The 21245-nt window shown below is 72.6% G+C and carries 13 protein-coding genes and 2 pseudogenes; 4 read left to right on the top strand and 11 right to left on the bottom strand.

Annotated elements, in window-relative coordinates; all coding sequences use genetic code 11:
• Positions 1-57: 57 nt before the first annotated feature.
• Positions 58-8625 (bottom strand): type I polyketide synthase, encoded by an 8568-nt coding sequence (locus DQ384_RS43420; RefSeq protein WP_245967048.1) that lies wholly within the window; start codon positions 8623-8625, stop codon positions 58-60.
• An 875-nt stretch (positions 8626-9500) separates the two neighbouring features.
• Between DQ384_RS43420 and DQ384_RS37115 the strand changes: the two genes are divergently transcribed.
• The gene (locus tag DQ384_RS37115; RefSeq protein WP_114033561.1) at positions 9501-10928 is read left to right on the top strand and encodes an acyl-CoA carboxylase subunit beta; all 1428 of its coding nucleotides are present in this window, start codon (positions 9501-9503) and stop codon (positions 10926-10928) included.
• Between the two features lie 178 nt (positions 10929-11106).
• Here the strand turns inward: DQ384_RS37115 and DQ384_RS37110 are convergent, their stop codons facing one another.
• Together DQ384_RS37110 and DQ384_RS37105 are read right to left on the bottom strand one after the other, a co-directional pair.
• Positions 11107-11655 (bottom strand): NAD(P)-binding domain-containing protein, encoded by a 549-nt coding sequence (locus DQ384_RS37110; protein WP_114033560.1) that lies wholly within the window; start codon positions 11653-11655, stop codon positions 11107-11109.
• Between the two features lie 117 nt (positions 11656-11772).
• On the bottom strand, positions 11773-12426 hold the full coding sequence (locus DQ384_RS37105) for a hydrolase (RefSeq protein WP_114033559.1): 654 nt from the start codon (positions 12424-12426) through the stop codon (positions 11773-11775).
• A 290-nt stretch (positions 12427-12716) separates the two neighbouring features.
• Here DQ384_RS37105 and DQ384_RS37100 point away from each other — a divergent pair, with 290 nt between their 5' ends.
• Positions 12717-13544: a helix-turn-helix domain-containing protein gene (locus DQ384_RS37100; protein WP_114033558.1), complete on the top strand. Its 828-nt coding sequence runs from the start codon at positions 12717-12719 to the stop codon at positions 13542-13544.
• Positions 13545-13613: 69 nt separating this feature from the next.
• Here DQ384_RS37100 and DQ384_RS37095 read toward each other — a convergent pair whose 3' ends face one another.
• Positions 13614-14039 (bottom strand): hypothetical protein, encoded by a 426-nt coding sequence (locus tag DQ384_RS37095; RefSeq protein ID WP_147269042.1) that lies wholly within the window; start codon positions 14037-14039, stop codon positions 13614-13616.
• Between the two features lie 118 nt (positions 14040-14157).
• Between DQ384_RS37095 and DQ384_RS37090 the strand changes: the two genes are divergently transcribed.
• Entirely contained in the window at positions 14158-15534 is a 1377-nt protein-coding gene (locus DQ384_RS37090; protein ID WP_147269041.1) for a hypothetical protein, read from the top strand.
• A gap of 22 nt (positions 15535-15556) precedes the next feature.
• On the opposite strand, the gene DQ384_RS37085 is transcribed toward DQ384_RS37090, so the two are convergent.
• The 4 genes from DQ384_RS37085 to DQ384_RS37070 all read right to left on the bottom strand — a co-directional run bounded on the left by DQ384_RS37085 (position 15557) and on the right by DQ384_RS37070 (position 19144).
• Positions 15557-15877: an Atu4866 domain-containing protein gene (locus DQ384_RS37085; protein WP_114033555.1), complete on the bottom strand. Its 321-nt coding sequence runs from the start codon at positions 15875-15877 to the stop codon at positions 15557-15559.
• A 76-nt stretch (positions 15878-15953) separates the two neighbouring features.
• Entirely contained in the window at positions 15954-17333 is a 1380-nt protein-coding gene (locus DQ384_RS37080; RefSeq protein ID WP_245967047.1) for an amidohydrolase family protein, read from the bottom strand.
• Positions 17334-17460: 127 nt separating this feature from the next.
• The gene (locus tag DQ384_RS37075) at positions 17461-18237 is read right to left on the bottom strand and encodes an SDR family oxidoreductase (protein ID WP_114033553.1); all 777 of its coding nucleotides are present in this window, start codon (positions 18235-18237) and stop codon (positions 17461-17463) included.
• Positions 18238-18304: 67 nt separating this feature from the next.
• The gene (locus DQ384_RS37070) at positions 18305-19144 is read right to left on the bottom strand and encodes an SDR family oxidoreductase (protein ID WP_114033552.1); all 840 of its coding nucleotides are present in this window, start codon (positions 19142-19144) and stop codon (positions 18305-18307) included.
• 280 nt (positions 19145-19424) lie between these two features.
• Between DQ384_RS37070 and DQ384_RS37065 the strand changes: the two genes are divergently transcribed.
• Positions 19425-20069 carry a hypothetical protein gene (locus tag DQ384_RS37065; protein WP_114033551.1) on the top strand — a complete coding sequence of 215 codons (645 nt, stop codon included), beginning with the start codon at positions 19425-19427 and terminating at the stop codon, positions 20067-20069.
• A 76-nt stretch (positions 20070-20145) separates the two neighbouring features.
• Here DQ384_RS37065 and DQ384_RS37060 read toward each other — a convergent pair.
• From DQ384_RS37060 to DQ384_RS37055, 3 genes and pseudogenes are all read right to left on the bottom strand, one after another.
• Positions 20146-20481, bottom strand: a pseudogene (locus DQ384_RS37060) (MmyB family transcriptional regulator); the annotation flags it as partial.
• 25 nt (positions 20482-20506) lie between these two features.
• A pseudogene (locus DQ384_RS44345) lies at positions 20507-20587 on the bottom strand (hypothetical protein); the annotation flags it as partial.
• Positions 20588-20669: 82 nt separating this feature from the next.
• Positions 20670-21209, bottom strand: coding sequence for a flavoprotein (locus DQ384_RS37055; protein WP_245967046.1), 540 nt, complete (start codon positions 21207-21209; stop codon positions 20670-20672).
• Between the last annotated feature and the right edge of the window lie 36 nt (positions 21210-21245).

Below are 21245 nucleotides of genomic sequence, written 5' to 3'. Positions count from 1 at the left end.
GGCAGGAACCCGTTCGAGGCCGCCGGCGGGTCCACGGGGACCTCGTGGACGGCCCGGTCACGAGATTCCGAGCTCGTCGCTGATGAAGCTGATCAGCTCGTCGTCGGAGGCCGTCGACAGGTCCGCGCCGGAGGCGGTCCGGGGGGCCGCCGTCGGGAGCACCGCGCTCGGCGGCGACTCCGGTTCCGGTACGAGCACGGCGCACAGGTGGTCGGTCAGCGCCGCGGGGCTCGGGTGGTCGAAGACGAGCGTGCTCGGCAGCGCGATGCCGGTCGCCTTGGACAGGCGGTTGCGCAGCTCGACCCCGCTGAGCGAGCTGAACCCCTGGTCGCGGAAGCCGCGCTGGTCGTCGACGGCCGCCGCCGACGCGTGTCCGAGGACGGCGGCCACCTCGGCGCGGACGAGCCTGCGCACCGTCTGACGCCGCTCGCCCTCCGAAGCCCCGGCGAGCCGGCTCAGCAGGGCCGGCGCGTCGTCGGAGCCGCGTTCCTCCTGGACGTCCGGGGCCGTGCGGGCCTCGGGGATCTCGGAGAACAGCGGACGGTCCGCGGCGACGGCCGGCCAGTCCACCCGGGCCACGACCAGCCGCGTCTCGCCGTGGTCGAGCGCCTCCTCCAGCGCGGTGAGGGCGAGCTCCGGGTCCATGGGCAGCAGCCCGCCGCGACGCAGCTCCCGTACGGCCCCGGGGCCGGCGATGCCGTCGCCGTCCCAGTGTCCCCAGGCGATCGAGGTCGCCGGGAGGCCGAGGGAGCGGCGGTGGTCGGCGAGCGCGTCCAGCACCGCGTTTCCCGGCGCGTAGTTGCCCTGCCCGGCTGTGCCCATCGTGCCGGTGATCGAGGAGAACAGCACGAACGCCGACAGGTCCAGGTCGCGGGTCAGCTCGTGCAGGGCGAACGCGCCGCCGGCCTTGACCCGGTGCACGCCGTCCATCCGCTCCGCCGTGAGCGAGTCGACCAGCGCGTCGTCCAGCACGGCCGAGGTGTGGAAGACCGAGGCCAGCGGGAACTCCCCGGGGATCGCGGCGAGCACGGCCGCGAGCGCCTCACCGTCGGCCACGTCGCAGGCGGCGACGGTGACCCGGGAGCCGAGCCGGGTCAGCTCGTCGCGCAGGGCGGCGGCGCCGGGCGCGTCCAGGCCGCGACGGCTGACCAGCAGCAGGTGGTCGGCGCCGCGCCGGGCCAGGCGGCGGGCCAGCCGTGCCCCGAGCGCGCCCGTCCCTCCGGTGACGAGCACCGTGCCGCGCGGTCTCCACGGTGGGCGCGCGCCCGCGTCGCCGAGCGGCGCGGGCACCAGGCGGCGGGCGTGCGTGCCGGACGCGCGGACCGCCAGCTCCGTCTCCCTATGCGCGCCGGTGAAGGCCTCGACCGCGAGCCCGGCGACGCGGGCCGCCGGGGTGGCGGGCAGGTCCAGGACGCCGCCCCAGCGCTCGGGCTTCTCGGCCGCGACGACCCCCGCGAGCCCCCAGGCCAGGGCCTGCCCCGGCCCGCTCGCCGGGTCGGACGGGCCGATGGAGACGGCTCCCCGGGTGGCGATCCACAGCGGCGCGCCGATTCCGGCGTCGTCCAGGGCCTGGATCAGCGTCACGTCGGCGGCGGCACCGCGCGGGACCGCCGGGTGGCGCGGATGGGCACCGTCATCAAGGGACAACAGCGACAGAACCCCGGCGAGCCCTTCACCGTCCGGCCGGATTTCCGGCGTGCCCGGCTCGTCGGCTGTGAGCCTTTCGTGACTGGTCAGCCCGGTCAGGACGCTCGCGATCACGTGGCGGTCGGTGGACGCGGCGTCCAGGACGAGGGGCACCGCCTCGCCGCCGCGTTCGGCCAGCGCGCTCGCGATGGCGCGGGCCCAGTCCGCCGCCGGGTCCGTGCCGTCCGGCATCACCACGAGCCAGCGGCCGGGAGCAGGGGGAACGCGGTCCTGAGGAGCCGTGGTCGCGGACAGCGGACGCCACGTGACGCGGTACCGCCACGCGTCGATGGCCGCCCTGGTGTCCCGCCCCGCCCGCCAGGCGGCGAGGGCCGGCAACACCACTCCGAGGGAGTCGCGGACGCTCGGATCGTCCGTCCCGAGGGTCTTGGCGAGCGCGTCCGCGTCGCCGTGCCCGACGGCGTCCCAGAACCGGGCCACCGCGTCGTCGCCCGCCGCCGTCGGCCTGCTCTGTGGCGGCCGGCCGTCCAGCCAGTGCCTTCGCCGTTGGAACGCGTAGGTGGGGAGGTCGACGGCGCGCGCGGCCGGTGGGAGCGCGGGAGTCCAGTCGGCCGGGGCCGCGTGGGTGTGGACGGTCGCCACGGCGGTGAGCAGGGTGGTCGCGTCCGGACGGCCGCGCCGCAGGACGGGGACGGCGGTGATCTCGGCGCTGGCGTCCTCGGAGGTCAGGGACTGGTGGATCAGCGGGGTGAGGGTGGCGTCCGGACCGATCTCGAGGTGGGTGGTGTGGTCGCCCGTGGCCCGGGTGCGCTCCTGGACGGTCAGCACGGCCTGGTGGAAGAGGACGGGGTTGCGCAGGTGGCGTGCCCAGTATTCGGCCGTCGGAGCCTCGTCGAGGACGGTCCCGGTCAGGTCGGAGACGTAGGTGATCGCCGGTGGGGTCGCGCTGATGTCCGCGATGGCCGCCTGGAAGTCGTCCAGGACCGGGTCGAGGTGGTGGGAGTGGAAGGCGTGGCTGACGGTCAGCCGCCTCGTCTTGCGTCCCTGCCCGGCGAAGTGGGCGGTGAGGGTGCCGATCGCGTCGGGGTCGCCGGAGACGACGGTGGAGGCCGGGGCGTTGAGGGCGGCGAGGGAGACCTGGCCGCTCAGCTCGTGCGCGCTGATCGCCTGCTCGACTTCGGCCGGCTGGGCTTGGAGGGCGGCCATGGCCCCGGGCCTGGTCAGCGTGTCGAGGGCGATGGCGCGGGTGGCGATGAGGCGGGCGGCGTCCGGCAGGGTGAGGATGCCCGCCGTGTGCGCCGCGGTGATCGCGCCGACCGAGTGGCCGGTGACGATGTCCGGGGTGATCCCGAACGCGCCGAGCAGCCGCACCAGCGCGGTTTGGACGGCGAACAGCGCGGGCTGGGTGTAAAGCGTCCGGTCCACCAGACCGCCGCCCGGCCGGTTCCCACCGGGAACTCCTTCGGCCGGGGGATTTCCACCGGAGGTTCTCCCCCCGAGCGTCGCGTCCCCTGGGCCGTTTCCCGCTGAATCCGCGGCGCGACCGTTCGGTCCCGCGCCGGTCTCGGGTGGCGGGTTCGCGCCGCCGGCCGCCGCGAGTACGGCGCCGGGTTCGGTCCGGCGGTTCAGTATCACGTCGATCAGGGGCGCTTCGGTATGGCCGTCGAGGTGGGTGTCGAGGTGGGCGGTGATCTCGTCCAGGGCCGCCGCGTAGGCCGGGTACGTGTCGTACAGCTCGCGCGTCATCCCCGCGTACTGGCTGCCCTGCCCGCTGAACACGAACGCGACCCGCGGCTTCTCGGCGGCCGTGCCGGTCACCGTGGCGGGGGCCGGAGCGCCCTCCGCGAGCGCCCGCAGCCCGTCCCGTACGTCGTCCGGACCGCCGACGACCACGGCCCGGTGCTCCAGCGCGGCCCGCGTCGTGGCCAGCGAGAACGCCAGGTCACCCGCGTCCAGGCCCGGGTGGGCGGCCAGATGGGCGGCGAGCCTCCCCGCCTGTCCGCGCAGCCCCTGCGCGGACCGCCCCGACACCACGAACGGCAGAACCCGCGCCGACGCACCTACGGCTCGCAGCCCGTGTGGATCGGACACCGCGGAGATGGGCGGTTCCTCCCCCGGCCCGGAGGAGGGCTGTTCGATGATCACATGGGCGTTGGTGCCGCTGATGCCGAAGGACGACAGAGCCGCGCGGCGAGGCCGTCCGGTGTCCGGCCACGGGATGGTCTCGGTGACGAGCCTTACGGCGCCGGCCGACCAGTCCACGTGCGGGCTCGGCTCGTCGACGTGCAGCGTCTTCGGCACCACCCCGTGCCGCAGCGCGTGCACCAGCTTGATCATGCCCGCCACGCCGGCGGCGGCCTGCGCGTGCCCGATGTTCGACTTGACCGAGCCCAGCAGCAGCGGCCGGTCGGCGGGACGGTCCTGCCCGTACGTCGCGATGATCGCCTGCGCCTCGATGGGGTCGCCCAGCGTGGTTCCCGTTCCGTGCGCCTCGATGACGTCGACGTCGGCCGGCTCCAGCCCCGCCCCGGCGAGCGCGTCGCGGATGAGCCTCCGCTGGGACGGCCCGTTCGGGGCGGTGAGCCCGTTGGACGCGCCGTCCTGGTTGACCGCGGTGCTCCTGATGACGGCGAGCACCGGATGACCGTGCCGGCGCGCGTCCGAGAGCCGCTCGACCAGCAGCAGGCCGACGCCCTCCGCCCACGCCGTGCCGTCGGCCGCCGCCGCGAACGGCTTGCACCGCCCGTCGGGGGCCAGCCCGCGCTGCCGGGAGAACTCGGTGAACATCCCCGGCGTGGACATCACCGTGACCCCGCCCGCGATGGCCAGGTCGGACTCGCCGGCGCGCAGCGACCGCACGGCCAGATGCAGGGCGACCAGCGAGGACGAGCAGGCGGTGTCCACGCTGACGGCGGGCCCCTGGAACCCGAACGTGTAGGCGATGCGCCCGGAGACGACGCTGGTCGCGGTGCCCGTCAGCGCGTACCCCTCGGCGTCCTCGGTCATCTCGTGCAGCCGCGGCCCGTACTCCTGCGGCATCGCTCCGACGAACACGCCCGTGCGGGTGCCGTGCAGTGAGCGCGGCGCGATGCCCGCCCGTTCGAGCAGTTCCCAGGACGATTCGAGCAGCAGCCGCTGCTGCGGGTCCATGACGGCCGCCTCGCGGGGGGCGATGCCGAAGAACTCCGCGTCGAACCGGTCGGCGTCGTGCAGGAAGCCGCCGGTGTGGGTGTACGACGTTCCCGGACGTACCGAGTCGGGGTCGTACAGGGCGTCCAGATCCCACCCGCGGTTCGCCGGGAAGTCGGTGATGGCGTCGGCGCCGGAGAGCACCAGGTCCCAGAGCTCCTCGGGGGTGTCGGCGCCGCCCGGCCACCGCCCGCTCATCGCCACCAGCGCCACCGGCTCGTCGTAGGGTCCGCTCGTGGCGCGCGTCCGGGGCTCGCCGTGGTCGGCGGTACGGCCGCTCGCCTCGGCGTGCAGGAAGCGCGCGACCGCGAGCGGGGTGGGGTGGTCGAAGGTGACGGTGGCGGGGACGGCCAGCCCCGTCGCGTCCGCCAGCCTGTCGCGCAACTCGACCGCGCCCAGCGAGTCGAGGCCGAGGTCGCGGAACGACCGCTCGGCGCCCACGGCCCCGGGGGCGGCGTGCCCGAGCACGGCCGCCGTCGCGGCGAGCGCCACCTCCAGCATCGCCCCCTCACCCGCCTCGTCACGCCCCTCCGCGTCGCGCTCGCCGGTCGTGGCCCGCTCGGGGCGCCCGGGGGCCGCTGCCGCCCGAGGCACGCCGTGCGCGGTGTTCAGCCAGTGCGGCCGCCGCTGGAAGGGGTAGGTCGGCAGCGGGACGCGTCGCGCGTCCCGGGGGAGGGCCGGCGTCCAGTCCACCGGCACGCCCTGGACGTGCAGCCGGGCCGCCGAGCGGAGGAAGCGCCCGAGGTCGCCCTGGTCGCGGCGCAGGGTCTCGGTCACCACGGCGTCGCGCCCGGCGCCGGCGCTGTCGAGGATCTGCCGCAGGCCCACCACCAGGACGGGATGCGGGCCGCTCTCGACGAACACGTCGTGCCCGTCGGCCAGCGCGGCGCGGACGGCCCGGTCGAACTCGACAGGTCTGCGCAGGTTGCGGTACCAGTAACCGACGTCGAGGTCTGCGGTGTCCAGGAGGCCGCCGGTCACGGTCGAGTAGAACGCGACCTCGGTCGGGTGCGTCACGTACCCGGGGAGGACCTCCATCAGCCGGTCCCTCACCGCCTCGACGTGCGGCGAGTGCGAGGCGTAGTCGATGTTCACGCGGCGCACGGGGACGTCCTCGGCCTCGTACAGCGCCGTCAGCTCCTCCAGCGCGTCGCCGTCCCCCGACACGACCGTCGCCGAGGGGCCGTTCACGGCGCCGATGCCGAGCCTGCCCTCCCAGCGGGACAGCCGGGCGCGCACCCGTTCGACGGGCAGCGGCAGCGACACCATGCCGCCTCCCCGGCCGGAGATCGCGGCGATGGCCTGGCTGCGCAGGACGACGAGCGCGGCGGCGTCCTCCAGGGACAGCGCGCCGGCGACGTGCGCGGCGGCGATCTCGCCCTGCGAGTGCCCGATGACGGCGTCGGGCCGGACGCCGAACGTCTCCCAAAGGCGCGCGAGCGCGACCATGACCGCGAACAGGGCCGGTTGCACGACCTCGACGTCGTCCAAGGACGCCGCGCCGGGGCGGTTCCCCAGTACGTCGGCCGGTGACCAGTCCACGTGCGGTTCCAGCGCGTCGGCGACCGCGCGCAGGTGGGCGGCGTAGACGGGGGAGCGCCGGGCCAGCTCGCGCCCCATGCCGACCCACTGCCCACCCTGCCCAGGAAAGACGAACACGGTCCGCCCACCCCGCCGCCCGCCCCCCGCGCTCCCGCCACCCGCTTTTCCGGCGTGCGCGCCCCCGGCCTGATCGGTGGTATCCGCGGCGTTGGTACGTCGGGTACCGCTGGCACTGGAAGCGTCAGCACCGCCGGCACTGGCTGCACTGTTGGTGCCGTTGGCGCCCTTCGCGCCGCTCGCGCGGCTCGGGTCGCTCGCGCCGGTCTCCTTCTCGCTCGCGCCGACGCCGGCGGTGATCTTGCCGTGGACGGTGGACGGGACGGGTGCCCCCGCGGCGAGCGCGCGCAGCGCGGCTTCCAGCCCCTCGCGGTCCGCCTCCACGAGCACGGCACGGTGCTCGAAGGCGGTGCGCGCCGTGCTCAGCGAGAACGCCAGGTCGGGCAGCGGTGTCTCGCCTGCGACGGTCTCCGCCAGGCGGGCGGCCTGCTCGCGCAGCGCGGCGGCGTCCCGCCCGGACACCACGAACGGCAGCGGCGCCGTCCCCTGACCGTCACCTTCGGCGCCGCCACCCTCGCCCCGCGCGACCTCTGCGCCCCCGATCCCGCGCACCGAGCGGGGCACCTCCCCGCCCGCCACTGTTCCGCTGGGCACGGTTCCGTTCGGGACGGTTCCGCCGGGCACTGTTCCGCTGGGCACGGTTTCGTTCGGCACCTCCCCGTTCGGCACTGTTCCGCTCGGCACAAGGGTGCTGTTCGCCGGTTCGCCGGGGCTGGTGGTGGAGGCCTCGGTGAGGATGACGTGGCAGTTGGTGCCGCCCATGCCGAAGGCGCTCACGCCCGCCACCAGCGGCGCGTCCGGGCGCGGCCAGGGGAGCGGGGTGGTGGCCACGCGCAGGTTGAGGGCGTCGAAGTCGATGGCGGGGTTCGGGGTCTCGAAGTTGAGGCTCGCGGGGATCTCGCGGTGGCGGAGGCTGAGCACGGTCTTGAGCAGCCCGGCGATGCCCGCCGCGCCCTCCAGGTGCCCGATGTTCGTCTTCACCGACCCGACGATCAGCGGCCGGTCGGCCGGACGAGCCGCACCCAGGGCCGCGCCGAGCGCCCGCGCCTCGATCGGGTCGCCGACCTTGGTGCCGGTGCCGTGCGCCTCCACGTACTGGACGGCCCCTGGCTCGATCCCGGCCCGGCGCAGCGCGAGGCGGACCACCTCCTCCTGCGCGCGCGGGTTCGGCACGGTCAGCCCGTCGGTGGCGCCGTCGTTGTTGGTCGCGCTGCCGCGGATGACCGCGTACACGGTGTCGCCCTCCTCGACCGCCCGCGCGAGCGGCTTGAGCAGGACGAGCCCGGCCCCCTCCCCGCGCACGTAGCCGTTGGCGCGGGCGTCGAAGGTGAACGAGCGGGCGTCGGGGGAGAGCCCGCCGAAGCGTTCGGCGGTGAGGGTGCTCTCGCGCACCAGGTTGAGGTGGACGCCTCCCGCGATGGCGATCGCGGACTCGCCCCGGCGGACGCTCTCGCAGGCCAGGTGCACGGCGACCAGCGCGGACGACTGGGCGGTGTCCACGGTGAGGCTCGGCCCGCGCAGGCCGAGGGCGTAGGAGACCCGGTTGGCGAGGATTGCGTGGTTGAGGCCGGTGAGGGTGTGCCGGGTGATCGCCTCCTCGCCGCCCCGGTGGACCAGCGCGGCGTAGTCGGAGGCGATGGCGCCGACGAAGACCCCGGCCGCGACCCCGTCCAGGGATCCGGGCAGGATGCCCGCGTCCTCCAGCACCTCCCAGCTCAGCTCCAGGACCAGCCGCTGCTGCGGGTCCATCGCGGCGGCCTCGCGCGGGGAGACGCCGAAGAAGGCGGCGTCGAAGCCGTCCACCTGGTCGAGGTGGCCGCCGATGTGCCCGGCTATCCCGGGTTCGGGGCGTAGCCGGCTCGCCGGCGGCTCGCCGATCGCGTGCCCGCCGGACCGCAGCAGCCTCCACAGCGCCTCCGGCCCGGCGGCCCCGGGGAGCCGACAGGCCAGCCCGATCACGGCCACCGCTCCGTCGTCGGCGCCGCCGGGCCTGGAGCCGTTCGCACCGCCCGGCCTGGAGCCGTTCACATCCCCGGGCCTGAAGCCGTCGCCCGGCCTGGAGCTGTTCACATCGCCTGGCCCGGAGCCGTTCGGACCGCCCCGCTCGAATCCGTTCGCCGTCGTCGACATTTCCTTGGTCCGCCTCGCGTTGTCGGCAATCACTGTTCTCGAAACTCTTCGTCGGTCGGCCGGTGCTGTGGGATATCCGCGGCGTGCGGGCTGTGTCACGCGTCGTGGGCGTATTACCGCGACCGTGGCGGCCGTACGGGGCCGCTTTTCCTGGCGCGCGATTACCGCCGGAATTCCCGCGGCGTCCCGCCTCTGTTCGCAGGCGTTCCCGTGGCGGCCTCGCCGTGCAGGGCGAGGCACGTCGTGGCCGGTGCGAGGTTCCCTCAGGGGCTCGGAGCAGCGGCGATCCGGGCCGTGCGGACGTGAGGGCGGACCTGGAACAGGGCTCGCGGGAGCACGGCGACGCGCTTTACCGGACGCTCTCGCTTCCCCGTCCGGACGGCATAGGGCCGCGATTCAACAGGAGGTGGAGGTGACCCGATGATAGTCGACGTGACGTCGCCTGGTCGTCAGTGCTGACCTGTTCACCCGACTGACGGTCGCACGCATTTCCGGATGGCGTCAAGTGCGTTCCACCCCTGTTCGCGCATTCGACCGGTCATATGAATTCTTTCACCCCATTCATCAGAAAACCCTATTGGACGTTTTCGTGGACGGCGTCTAGCGTGCTCGTCAGATTCGCCGCGGCGGGCCGGGCCGGCGCGGCGGACGAGCCGGGGTGCGACGCTGCGTGACGGCGTTCGCACACATGGCCCGGTGAGCGACCGTCCGGGGAAACCGGCGCGGCCCCTTCGCCCTCGAACCCTGCCGCCTCCGAACCCTGCCGCCTCCGAAAACCGTGCCGCCTTCGAAACCGCCTGAAGGCACCAAGACATGACCCCCTGAAGACATGTCCCCGTCCGCGTGCGCGGCGGTGAAACGCGTGAGGAGCCCCCATGACCGTCGCCGCACCGCCCGAGCAGCTCGGCCGTCACCCCGCCGCGCCGGAGTCGAGGCTCGCCCGCCTGCTCGACCCCGGGTCGGTCGCGCTCCTCCACCCCGTGGACGCCACCGGGGTGCTCGCGGCGGCCGGGACGATCGGCGGGCGGCAGGTGGTCGCGTTCTGCACCGACGCGACCGTGATGGGAGGCGCCCTCGGCCTGGACGGTGCCCTGCGCGTCGTCGAGGCGGTGGACGAGGCCATGCGGCGCGGGTGTCCGATCATCGGCCTGTGGCACTCGGGGGGTGCGAGGCTCGCCGACGGCGTGGAGTCGATGCACGGCTGCGGGCTGGTGTTCGCCGCGTTCACCCGCGCGTCGGGGTGGGTGCCGCAGATCTCGGTCGTCCTCGGCCCGGCGGCGGGCGCGGCGGCGTACGGCCCCGCGCTGACCGACGTGATCATCATGGCCGAGTCGGCGCGCGTCTTCGTGACCGGCCCGGACGTGGTGCGCAGCGTGACCGGCGAGGACATCGACATGGAACAGCTCGGCGGCGCCGACGCGCACGGCCGCCGCTCCGGGGTCGCCCACGTGATCGCCACGACCGAGGACGACGCCTACCGGCGCGCCCGGCTCGTCACCGGCTTTTTCGCCGCCCCGGGGCGGTTCGACCTCACGGGCGTGGACGACGGCCGCGACCCGGGCGTGCTGCTCCCGGAGACGGCGCGCCGCGCGTACGACGTCCACCCGATCGTGCGGGCGGTGCTCGATCCCGGCGAGGACGCCTCGGCCGGGTTCGAGGAGATCCAGGCGCGCTGGGCGCCGAACGTCGTCGTGGGGTTCGGGCGGCTGGCGGGGCGCGCGGTCGGGGTGGTGGCCAACAACCCGCTGCGCAAGGGCGGTTGCCTGGACTCCCTGTCGGCGGAGAAGGCCGCGCGCTTCGTCCGCATGTGCGATGCCCTGGGCGTTCCGCTGGTCGTGCTGGTGGACGTCCCCGGCTACCTGCCGGGGGTGGCCCAGGAGTGGGGCGGGGTCGTCCGGCGCGGCGCCAAGCTGCTGCACGCGTTCGCGGAGGCGACCGTGCCCCGGGTAACCGTTGTGATGCGCAAGTCGTACGGCGGCGCCTACATCGCGATGAACTCCCGCTCGCTGGGCGCCACGGCCGTCTTCGCCTGGCCCGCGGCGGAGATCGCCGTGATGGGGGCCGAAGCCGCCGTCGGCGTGCTGCACCGCAAGCGGCTGGCCGCCGCCCCGGAGGCGGAGCGCGCGGCACTACGGGCCGAGCTGGTCGCGGAGCACGAGCGGGTGGCGGGCGGCGTCCGCCGGGCCCTCGCCCTGGACGTGGTGGACGAGGTCATCGAGCCGCGCGCGACGCGCCGCCGCGTCGCCGAGGCCCTGGCCGCGGCCCCGGCCCGCACGGGCCGCCACGGCAACATCCCGCTGTGAGCAGGGGTCCGGACGGAAACGTCTCGCTGCGAGGGAGGTCTGGCCCGAAGCGTTCGCTGTGCGGGTCGTCCCGCGGCGGTTGGCCGCACGGGCGGGGAGTCAGGGGTGTCCCGAACCGGTGGGGGAGGGGCGCGCCGACTCGTCGTACCTTCCCGCCCAGGACTCGTCGGCGTCTCTGTCAGAACTCGCCGGGGTTCCCGTAACGGTAGAAGTAGGGGCCGATCTGCCCGCTGATGGCTCGGGTCAGTGCGGAGCCGTCCTCCAGCAGGCGCGCGGCACGGTCCAGGTCCCCGGCGAAGACCGGGTCGTACCCGGCGTCCGCGATCAACCGCTCGGTCATCTGGCGGGCGCCGGGGTCGGAGGCGTACAGGTTGCTCGGCTTGACCCGCTGCCCGGCGATGTCGTCGTAGAGGGCGGCGAAGTTGGTGGAGAACGATTTGGCGGTCGGTCCGCCGATGACGGCCTTGATCTCGTGGGCCAGCGACGGGTACGCGCTCGTACGCGGGACGTAGATGTTGGTGGCGTCGATCGTCACCTGCCCGTTCAGCCCCTTCACCCGGGTCAGGGCGTCACCGATGGCCTGCCCCGGGACCGCCACGACGACGACCTCGTCCTCGCTCGCGTCGCCGCCCTCGCGGCCGAGTGCGGTGACCTGATGACCGGCGCTCCGCCACAGACGGGCCAGCCCGCCCCCTATCCGTCCTCGTCCGATCACCGTGATGTTCATCGTGTCTCTCCTTGCTCGCTGTCTCGTGCGTTGATGCCGCGTCCGGACCAGCGTGGTCGTGCCGGCCCTCGGGCGGGCGGCGCATACTCGCGCCGCCCGCCCGAGGGGGGTGCTTGGTCAGTCGGCGTTGTCGCCGAGCAGTTGGAACTCCCAGGCCAGCGCGGCGCCGAAGCTGCCGCCGTGCGTCATGAGGATGTCGGCCATGCCCGGGACGGTCTCCTCGCGCGCCCAGTCACGCTGGAGCTCTCCGAGCACGGTCGTCGTCGTGGTGGGGATCACGCCCGCCTGCACCATGCGCTGGACACCGCGCTCGTGGGCCTCGAGCGAGGTGGCTCCGGAGGCGTCGGTGACGGCGAACACCCGGTAGCCGTCCTCCAGCGCGTGGATGGCGGGAAAGGCCAGGCAGATGTCCGTCCACAGTCCGGCGATGATGAGGTCCTTGCGGCCGGTCGCCGCGACGGCCTCCACGACGCGGAGGTCCTCCCAGGTATTGATGGTGGTGCGGTCGATCGGCGTCTGCTCGGGGAAGACGTCCTGGATCTGGCGGATGATACGACCGCCGCGATCCTCCACCACGGTGCTCAGGATCGTCGGGATGCCGAACAGTTTGGCCCCCTTGGCCAGGGCGGTGACATTGTTGACCACCAGGCTGCCGTCGTGGCTCTGGAGCCCGGCGAACTGCGCGCCCTGATGGTCGATCAACAGCAGCACCGACCGCTCGGGGGTGAGCAGAGCGTCAAGCCCGACGTAGGGGTTGCCGTGCGAGGCCATGTCTGGTCCTTCCGAAGGGGGGCGGCGTGATCCTCGGTTAGATGACACGTCAGCAAAGACCGGGGCAGGGTTCTCCCGCCGCTGACAGATCCGAGTCTGTCCAGGCCCCCAAGGCAGAGGAAGGTTGCGCGGTTCCTAGGAACCGCTTACCTAGGAACACCGACTGCCGCTCGTTCGAACGGGGGCGGTCACCAGCGAGGGGACGACGGTGCGCGATGCCGCTTACCTAGGTACAACGCACCCAGGCTAAGCGGAATCGCGGCGCCGGTTCCTCCCCTAACCTCGAGGTCATGGACAGTGAGGCGACCAGTCCTCTAGGGGAGTTCCTGCGCGCCCGCCGCGCGCGGCTGCGGCCGGAGCAGGTGGGGTTGGCGATCCAGGGCCGCCGTCAGGTTCCAGGGCTGCGCCGCGAGGAGGTCGCACGGCTGGCCGGCCTCAGCGTCGGCCACTACACCCGCCTGGAACAGGGACGAGAGCTTCACCCCACCCGGCAGACCGTGGAGAGCCTGGCCCACGCGCTGCGGCTGGACGAGGCGGCCGTGGTGGAGTTGTACCGGCTGGCGCGCCCCGCGGAGCGGCGGCGCCGGCCGGACCGCGTCGAACGGGTCGGCCCGCGGGTGCTGTGGCTGCTCAACGACTGGACCACCGCCCCGGCCTACGTCCTGGGCCGGTCCCAGGACGTGCTGGTACGCAATCCGCTGGCGGAGGCGTTGCACAGTCGTTTCACCTTCCGCGGCAACATGCTGCACATGATCTTCCTCGATCCCGCCGGGCGGGAGTTCTTCCGCGATTGGGACGTCACCGCGCGGGCCGCCCTACATGACCTGCGCCGGCTGGCCCGCGAGGCCCCCGAGGAGCAGCGCGTGCGGGAACTGATCGGCGAGCTGTCGATCAGCAGTCCGGACTTCCGGCGGCTGTGGGCCGGGCGCGAACCACGCGGGGCGACAGTGCAGGGCGACAGGTTCTTCCACCCCGATGTGGGCGAACTGCACCTGAAAACCGAGATCTTCCCGATCGTCAGCGCTCCGGGTCAGCGTCTGATCGCCCAACCGGCCGCCCCGGGATCTCGCTCGGCCGAGGCTCTGGCCCTGCTGGGCGCGCTGGCCGTCCAGCCCTGATCTCCACCGAAGGCCGGCATCGCCGTTCGCCGGCCGCCTGCGCGGGCCGGCCCGCGTCCACGTTGGCGATCACACCCGGCCGGTGGGTGACCCGGAGAGCAGGGCGGTCTTGGTCGCCAGGTGGTGCGCCTCGATGTCGAGGACGTGTTCGACGTGACGCAGAACGCCGTCGTCGAAGTCGCCTTGGGCGCGGAGGTCGGCGAGGGCGGCGCGTTTGACGTCCAGGAGAGCGGATTCCAGGGCGTAGGCGGCCTTCTGCGTCCGGCCCTGCTCCTCCTCGGGGGCGGCGGTGCCGGACAGGGCGGCATGGCCTCGCAGGTCCAGGGAGAGTCCTCGTGCGGTGTGTTCCGGCACGTGGAGGCGTTCGGCGAGGGCGGGGAGTTCGGCCAGGGCGGCGACCGTGAGGCGTCGCAGGGCGGTGGCCTCCTCGCTTGGGGCAGGAGGGGAGGGGTAGCGGGCGAGGCGGAACGCGCTGGCGGTCTGGTTCGGACTCACCGACTCACCGGCGAAGGCCGGCGGCATCGTCCGCAAGCTCACCGAGCGCTGGAACGTCTTCGGCGGGACGACCCCCGAGTGGGACGGCGGAGTTCACCCCTTCACCGGATCGATGGAGGTGAACGCGCACTTCACGGCGAACGACGACCACGCGGGGCTGGCCCAGATCCGGCGGACTTGGGGCTACATGCTCGACAGCCCCATCGGCACGAAGAGCACCTTCTGGGAGGGCATCGACGCCGACGGCGGGTTCGCCTACGGGGACGCCTTCATGAGCCTGGCCCACGGCTGGTCCACGGGGCCGACGGCGGCGCTGACCTTCAGCGTCCTCGGCATCGCACCGGAGCCACAGGCCGGGCAGTACCGCTTCGTACCGCATCCCGGTGATCTGACCACCGTGGAAGGCCGCATCACCCTGCCGCAGGGCGCGCTGTCCGCCTCGTGGTCCCGCGACGCGCCGGCGGGCACGTTCACCTCCAACCTGGTCAGCCCGGCCGGCACCACCGGCAAGGTCGGCATCCCGAAGTTCGGCGGCAACCCGACGATCTCCGTCAACGGCGTCACCGTGTGGAGGAACGGGACCTTCACCCCGCAGCCCGCGGTCACCGGCGCGACCCAGGACGCCGCCTACGTCTATCTCACCGGTGTCGCCCCGGGCACCTACACCTTCAGCGCCTCAGGCCTCGGGAATCCTCCCGCGCCGCTGCTGCCCGTGGCCGCCGACCTGCCGGCCGGATTCGGCAAGTGCGCCGGCGAGGGCGGGCAGTGCTCGTTCCCGGGCACCCGGGTGGTGGCCTTCGGGGCGGGATCGTACAAGTACCGGACGGTGGATTCGGGCACGGCGTGCACGAGCGCGGCCTTCGGCGGCGACTCCGCCAAGGGCATCCAGAAATCCTGCTTTGTCGCCCCCCTCGGCGGGCCGAGCGGGTACACGTCCTGCGCGGCGGAGAAGGGGGTCTGCGCGGTCACGGCCCCGCGGACGGTCGCGTACGGGGCGAACGGCGCCTTCACCTACCGGGTGGTCAACAGCCCTACGAGCTGTGACAACGGTGTCTTCGGTGATCCGATCGCGAACGTGGTGAAGGCCTGCTACGTGGCACCGGCCGGTGCGCCCGCCGGCGGCTGGAGCCAGTGCGCGGCGGAGAACGGTACCTGTGCGGCGGCGAACGGCCAGCCGATCGCCTACGGCGCCTACGGCGCCTTCACCTACGCGACCGCGAACGGCGACACCCCCTGCGCCAACGCGACCTTCGGCGAACCCATCTACGGAGAATCGAAGGCGTGCTACACGAAGGCCGGCGGCCCGTCCGGCTATCCCACAACCTGCGCGGGAGAGAACGGCACCTGCGGCTTCTCCGGGTCACGGGAAGTCGCGTTCGGAGCACGCGGCCGGTACGTCTTCAAGTCGTTCACCGATGGCACGGCGTGCACTATCACCGCCTTCGGCATCGACCCCCTGCCGGGCGTGCAGAAGGCGTGCCATCTCACGCCATGACCCCGGTGGCCTCCACCCGGTGCTACCGCTCGCGGTAGAGCACGAGGTGCTCGTGGTAGAGCACTCCGTCGCGGACGTCGCCGGTGGCGGTGAAGCCGAGGTCGTCGAGGTAGTCGAGGTGCGTGCCGGTCACGGTGTAGCGGCCGGTGTAGGCGCGTTCGCGGCCGTCGCGTTCCTCCTCGTAACGCCCGTTGGGCAGGAGCTCCTGGCGGATGCGGCCGTCGGCGGTGACCCACATGCCGACATACGGGTGCGGGGCGGCCGGTGACCGGCCGGTGCCGGGGCCGGTGCAGGCGATCAGCGTGGTGAACAGTCCGATGAGGGGGAGCGGGTGTTTGAGCATGGTCTGGTCCTGTTAGGTGGTGACTCGTGGCACGGCGCGGCGTTGAGGTAGTCGACGGCACGGACCTTCTTCCTGGTCAGGAGCGGTGTGCGGCCTTCAGGACGCGGTCGCGCGAGTCGCTTACGTCCTGGCGCAGCGTGGGCAGGTCGACGTCAAGGACGGTGCCGGCCCATTTGCGGACCTGGCCGGCGATGAAGACGGCGTCGATGTTGCGCGGGTCGGAGCCGAGGACGAGGGTGCCGATCGGGTCGTTGAGTGGCATGTTGTTCAGGTCCTCGGCGTGCACGACGAGCAGGTCGGCCTGCTTGCCGGGGGTGAGGGAACCGGTGACGCCGCCGAGGCCGATGCTGTTGGCGCCCTGCAGAGTGGCGAAGTCGAGCACGTCGTGTACGCCGATCCGGGCGGGCGTGTCCATGGTGCCGTAGGCGGCGTTGACGGCACGCATCCGCTGGATGGCGTGCAGGGCGCGCATCTGGGTGAACATGTCACTGGCCAGGGCCACCTCGACGTCGATGCTCAGGCCGGGCCGGATGCCGGCGGTGAGTGCCTCGTCGATGGCCGGGACGGCGTTCTCCAGCCCGATCTGCGCGTCGGAGGTGGGCGCCAGGGACACGGCGGCGCCGGCGTCGGCCATCGCCCGCCAGGCGGGGCCGGTCAGGCCGGTGCAGTGGATGAGCGTGACGTCCGGTCCGAGGATGCCTTCCTTGGCCCAGCCGAGGATGGCGTCGGAGGACGGGACTCCGAAGACGGCGTCGATGCTGACCCCGATGCCGAGATCGCGGGCGACGCGGGCGAGCCGAGGGCCGTAGGCGAGATCGGGGCCGGCGATCTCCTCGGTGGCCAGGACGGCCAGGCGCAGGGTGAGGAGCTGGTCGCCGGAGGCGAAGTAGGTGTTCTTGAGCCTGGTCAGGTCGGCGGGCCACTGGCCGTCCCAGTCGCCGAAGTGCGGGCGCATCGAGGCGTGCACGGCGCGGATGCCGGTGTCGAGGAGGGCCTGGATGGCACTGTCGGAGTGGGCCGCGGTGCGGGAATTGTGGGAGAAGTCGAGCATGGTGGTGATGCCGCTGTCGATGGCGGTCAGCGCGGCCAGTTTGGTGCCGATGTACATGTCGTGCGGCTGATAGGCCGGGGCGATGCCGGCCAGGGTCGTCATGACGTACTCGCCGAGGTCGTTGACGTCCGGCATGCTCCGGCGCAGCTGGGCCTCCCAGGCGTGCCGGTGGGTGTCAACGAAGCCGGGGGCCAGGATCGAGCCGGTCACGTCGATGACGAGCGCGTCGCCGATGGGCAGGTCCGGGGCGACGGCGGCGATGCGGCCGCCCTCGATGAGCAGATCCGCCCGGGGCAGGACGCCGAGGCCGGGGTCCATGGTGACGATGGTGGCGCCGGTGAGCAGGACGCGGCGGCCAGGGTGGCGGCGAAGGTGCTCCAGGGGCGGGGTCGCGGGAGTGGTCACGGCGTTCACGTCTTTCCGGTGGGTCGTGGGGGAGCGGGCTATCGGGGCGGGTACTGCCACTTGGTCATGCGGTCGCGCAGGTCGAGGGTGGTGGCGTTGGAGGAGACAGGCGCCACCATGGCGCCGCTCAGATGGCCTGGGCCGTGGGCAGGATGATGATCTCGGTGAGGTTGACGTGCCGGGGAACCGAGGCGATGAACGCCACGGTCTCGGCGACGTCGGCGGACTGCAGCGGATCGATCTCGTTGAGCAGTCCCTCCATCAGCCTGCTGGCGTCCGGGTCGGTGACGTGGCTGGGCAGTTCGGTGTCGACCATGCCAGGCTCGATGGTGGCCACCCGGACGTTCCGCGGGCCCAGCTCGACCCGCAGCAGTCGTGTCAGGTGGCTGATGTACGCCTTGGTGCCGGAGTAGATCGAGAACTTCTCCAGGATCCTGGTGGCGGCGATGGAGGACGTGGTGATCAGATCCGCGGGGCGACCCGCGTCGGCGGCGGCGTTCAGGTGCGGCAGGAAGGCGCCGATGACGTTCATGACGCCGGTGATGTTCAGGTCGATCTGGCGCTGCCAATCGTCCAGACGTAGCTCGGTGATGCCGGAGACGAGCTGGACGCCCGCGTTGTTGAACACGAGGTCGGCGGTGCCGAGCTGCTCGGCGACCTGGGCGGCCGCGGCGTGGACGGCGTCGCGGCCGGTGACGTCGACGGGGATCGCGATCGCGGTGCCGCCGGCCGCGCCGATGGAGCCGACCAGCTCATCGAGCCTGTTCTTGCGCCGGGCGAGGACGGCGACCTTGGCGCCGAGTCCGGCCAGGCGCTGCGCGGTGGCCGCGCCGATACCGCTGGAGGCGCCGGAGACGACGGCCACGCGGCCGGCCAGCGGGGTTCCGGTGAGCAGAGTGGACATGGCTGACACCTCTTTCGTTCACGGATGGATACGGGGCCCTCGCGTGCTGCGGCGGCCCGGAAATGGTTCAGGCGGCGTCGCCGTGGGCGGTGGCGGCGGACTTCTCCCGCCACGGAGCCAGGTCCCGCTCGATCTGGCGTAGTTTGACCTGGAGCCGTTGGATGGTGTCGGGCCCGAGGTACAGGTGGGCGGGCAGCTCGTCCTGGGTGGTGACCTCGTAGATCAGGGCGGCGCTCTTGACCGGGTCGCCGAGCTGGGTGTGGTTGGCGGTGCCGGCCCAGTCCAGGGTGACGTGCGCGGGAGTGCCGTCGTACGCGGGGATCCGGGCGCCGGCCAGCGACAGAGAGCTGGCGTCCAGGAAGTCGGTGCGCAGCACGCCGGGCTCGACCACCATGGATCGGATGCCGAAGGGCGCCAGCTCCGCCGACAGCGCCTCGCTGATCCCGGCCACGGCGAACTTCGACGCGCTGTACATGCTCACGCCGGGCTCGCCCTCGAATCCGGATCGCGAGCCGATGTGGACGAGCTTGCCCGAGCCCTGGCGGCGCATGACCGGCAGTACCGCTCGGGTCATGTTGATCAGGCCGAAGACGTTCAGGTCGAACAGGGAGCGGGCCTCGGCCTCGGTGATCTCCTCCAGTGCGCCGAGCAGGCCGCGGCCGGCGTTGTTGACCAGGACGTCGATCCCGCCGAACCGGTCCGTCGCGGCCTGGACGGCGGCGGGGATGTCCGCGCTCTTGGTGACGTCCAGGGCGACGGTGAGCACGTTGTCCGACTTCTTCAGGGCCTCCGGCAGGCGGTCCGGGTTGCGCACCGCGACCACCACGTCGTCGCCCTTCGCCAGGGCGGTGCGTGCGATCTCGGCGCCCAGTCCACGGGATGCTCCGGTGATGAACCAGGTGGCCATGATGTTCGCCTTCCGCGTCTGTTGCCTGTTCGGCGGGCTGTGTCCCGCCGCTGACAGAATCGAGTCTGTCCAGCTCAACGAGGTGCAACAAGGTCACGAGTTTCCTGGGAGTGCCGTACCTAGGAACGGCCGAGGGGCCGCGGGCGGCCCGGGGCCGCGCTCGCCGGTGGCACGCGACGTCACAGCGCGGGATGCTCGTGTCTTTGGCGCGACGGGTTCTCAATCACCATTTTGTGCGATAGAAGATCATTTACACCTACTGTCTACTCTTGAGGCATACGTGAAGAATCTCCTTCGCCTGGTTGCGGGTCCGTTGTTCGCCGCGATCCTCGTTCTCACCGCCTTCGCCGGTCCGGCCCGCGCGGACACTCCTGAGAGTGACGCCGAACTCGCCCTTCAATGGCAGGCCGCGTGGGACACGTACAGGTTCTACGACACCGCACCGCCCCTTCCGGAGTCAGGACGGAGCCGTGAGACGGCCGAGATCTCCATCCAGATCGACGCCCCCGTGCAACGCGTCTTCGAGAAGTATTCGAACATCAACAATCACGTCGGCAGGCATTCGTTCCTGAAGCGCGTCGTCACCCACAAGGACTGGTGCCGGTACGACACGCGCTACGTCAACTTCACCGCCATCGAAGAGATCCCGTACGAGGGTGCGATCGTCACCAACAAGACGCACGCGCAACAGCGCATCCACCAGGAGGATCTCTACTACGAGACGGACACCTGGTCGCTGCCCGGCGTGGTCACGCACCAGAAGATCCTCTTCAAGAGGCTTCCCGGCGGGAAGACCCAGGTCACCGAGCGCCTCACCTTCGACGCGGACACCTCGTTGATCGAGTTCGTCGTCACGAACGGTGTGGCCTCCCATGAGCAGACGCAGCTGGGGCTCAAGGAGGCCATCGAGAGCGGCGAGGTCTGATCGCGGCAGGGCGGGGCCCTCTTCGGACGTGCCCCGCCCCCGTCCGCTGACCGTGCCCGCAGGGGAACGGTGTGTTCTACTCCCGGTGGCCCGGGGCGTGGTCGTGCTGGGGGTCGGTGGTGTGGGCGGACCACTGGAGCAGGAAGCGCAGTGCCTCGTGGGACGGGGAGCCGGGCGGGGCGGTGTAGGCCACCAGGTGCTGGTCGGGTCGTGTCTCGACGGACAGCTGCAGGACGTCCAGGGTGAGGGCGCCCACGACCGGGTGGTGGTAGGTCTTGCCGAGCTGCCTGGGGCCGCGCACCGTGTGACTTCCCCACCAGGTCCTGAAGTCCGGGTCCCGTACGCACAGTTCGCCCACCAGCGCGTTCAGCGCCGGGTCGTCGGGGTGGCGGCCCGCCTCCATCCGCAGGACCGCCCACGCACTCGCGTGCGGCGCGCGGCCAGTCCGCGTACAGGGATCGGTAGGCGTCGTCGAGGAAGGTCAGCCGGATCAGATCGCGCTCGCCCGGGGGCAGCGCGTCGAAACGGGCACGTGTTCGGCGGCGTCATCCAGGCCCTGCTCGCCATGATCGCCGTGCTGCTCGTGGCGATCCTCGATTACTAGTCGTTATGAGACTTGACGGCCTCCTGGAGCGTGGCGAGGGCGAGGTGCCAGGGGAACGCGTCCAGCTCGTCCTCGCCGGAGCCGGGCGCGTGCGGCTCACCCGGTCCGAGGACGACGCGGACCCCCTCGGCGCCGAGCTCCGCGACGCTGCGGCGGAACGGCGCCCGCCCGGCCAGCGCGCTGTTCACGAACGGCAGCACGACGACGGGAATGCCGAGGCCGGGGGCTTCGGCGAGCAGGCCGAGGGCGTAGGTGTCGGCGATGCCCCGCGCGAACTTGTTCACCGTGTTGTACGTGGCCGGGGCGACGACGATGGCGTCCGGGCGGGGCGGCTTCGGCTCGTCCGGCTTGCGGTAGCGGCTGCGCACGGGCCGGCCGGTCTGCTCCTCCAGCGCGGGCACGTCGACGAAGTCCAGCGCGGACGGAGTGGCGACGACCTGGACCTCCCACCCGGCGTCCTGGGCCAGGCCCACCAACGTGCCCACGTCCCGCGCCGCGCCGGCCGCGCAGACGATGACGTACAGGACCCGGCTCACGAGCTCTCCCACCTCTCCCAGCTATCCCGCCGAGTT

Source organism: Sphaerisporangium album (assembly GCF_003323745.1).
Taxonomy (GTDB): Bacteria; Actinomycetota; Actinomycetes; order Streptosporangiales; family Streptosporangiaceae; genus Sphaerisporangium; species Sphaerisporangium album.
This window is presented reverse-complemented; position numbering and strand designations above follow the sequence as displayed.

Bases quoted from the DNA above. Each gene is read 5' to 3' on its own strand.
- DQ384_RS43420 (WP_245967048.1), bottom strand. From the start codon at position 8,625: ATGTCGACGACGGCGAACGGATTCGAGCGGGGCGGTCCGAACGGCTCC.
- DQ384_RS37115 (WP_114033561.1), top strand. From the start codon at position 9,501: ATGACCGTCGCCGCACCGCCCGAGCAGCTCGGCCGTCACCCCGCCGCG.
- DQ384_RS37110 (WP_114033560.1), bottom strand. From the start codon at position 11,655: ATGAACATCACGGTGATCGGACGAGGACGGATAGGGGGCGGGCTGGCC.
- DQ384_RS37105 (WP_114033559.1), bottom strand. From the start codon at position 12,426: ATGGCCTCGCACGGCAACCCCTACGTCGGGCTTGACGCTCTGCTCACC.
- DQ384_RS37100 (WP_114033558.1), top strand. From the start codon at position 12,717: ATGGACAGTGAGGCGACCAGTCCTCTAGGGGAGTTCCTGCGCGCCCGC.
- DQ384_RS37085 (WP_114033555.1), bottom strand. From the start codon at position 15,877: ATGCTCAAACACCCGCTCCCCCTCATCGGACTGTTCACCACGCTGATC.
- DQ384_RS37075 (WP_114033553.1), bottom strand. From the start codon at position 18,237: ATGTCCACTCTGCTCACCGGAACCCCGCTGGCCGGCCGCGTGGCCGTC.
- DQ384_RS37070 (WP_114033552.1), bottom strand. From the start codon at position 19,144: ATGGCCACCTGGTTCATCACCGGAGCATCCCGTGGACTGGGCGCCGAG.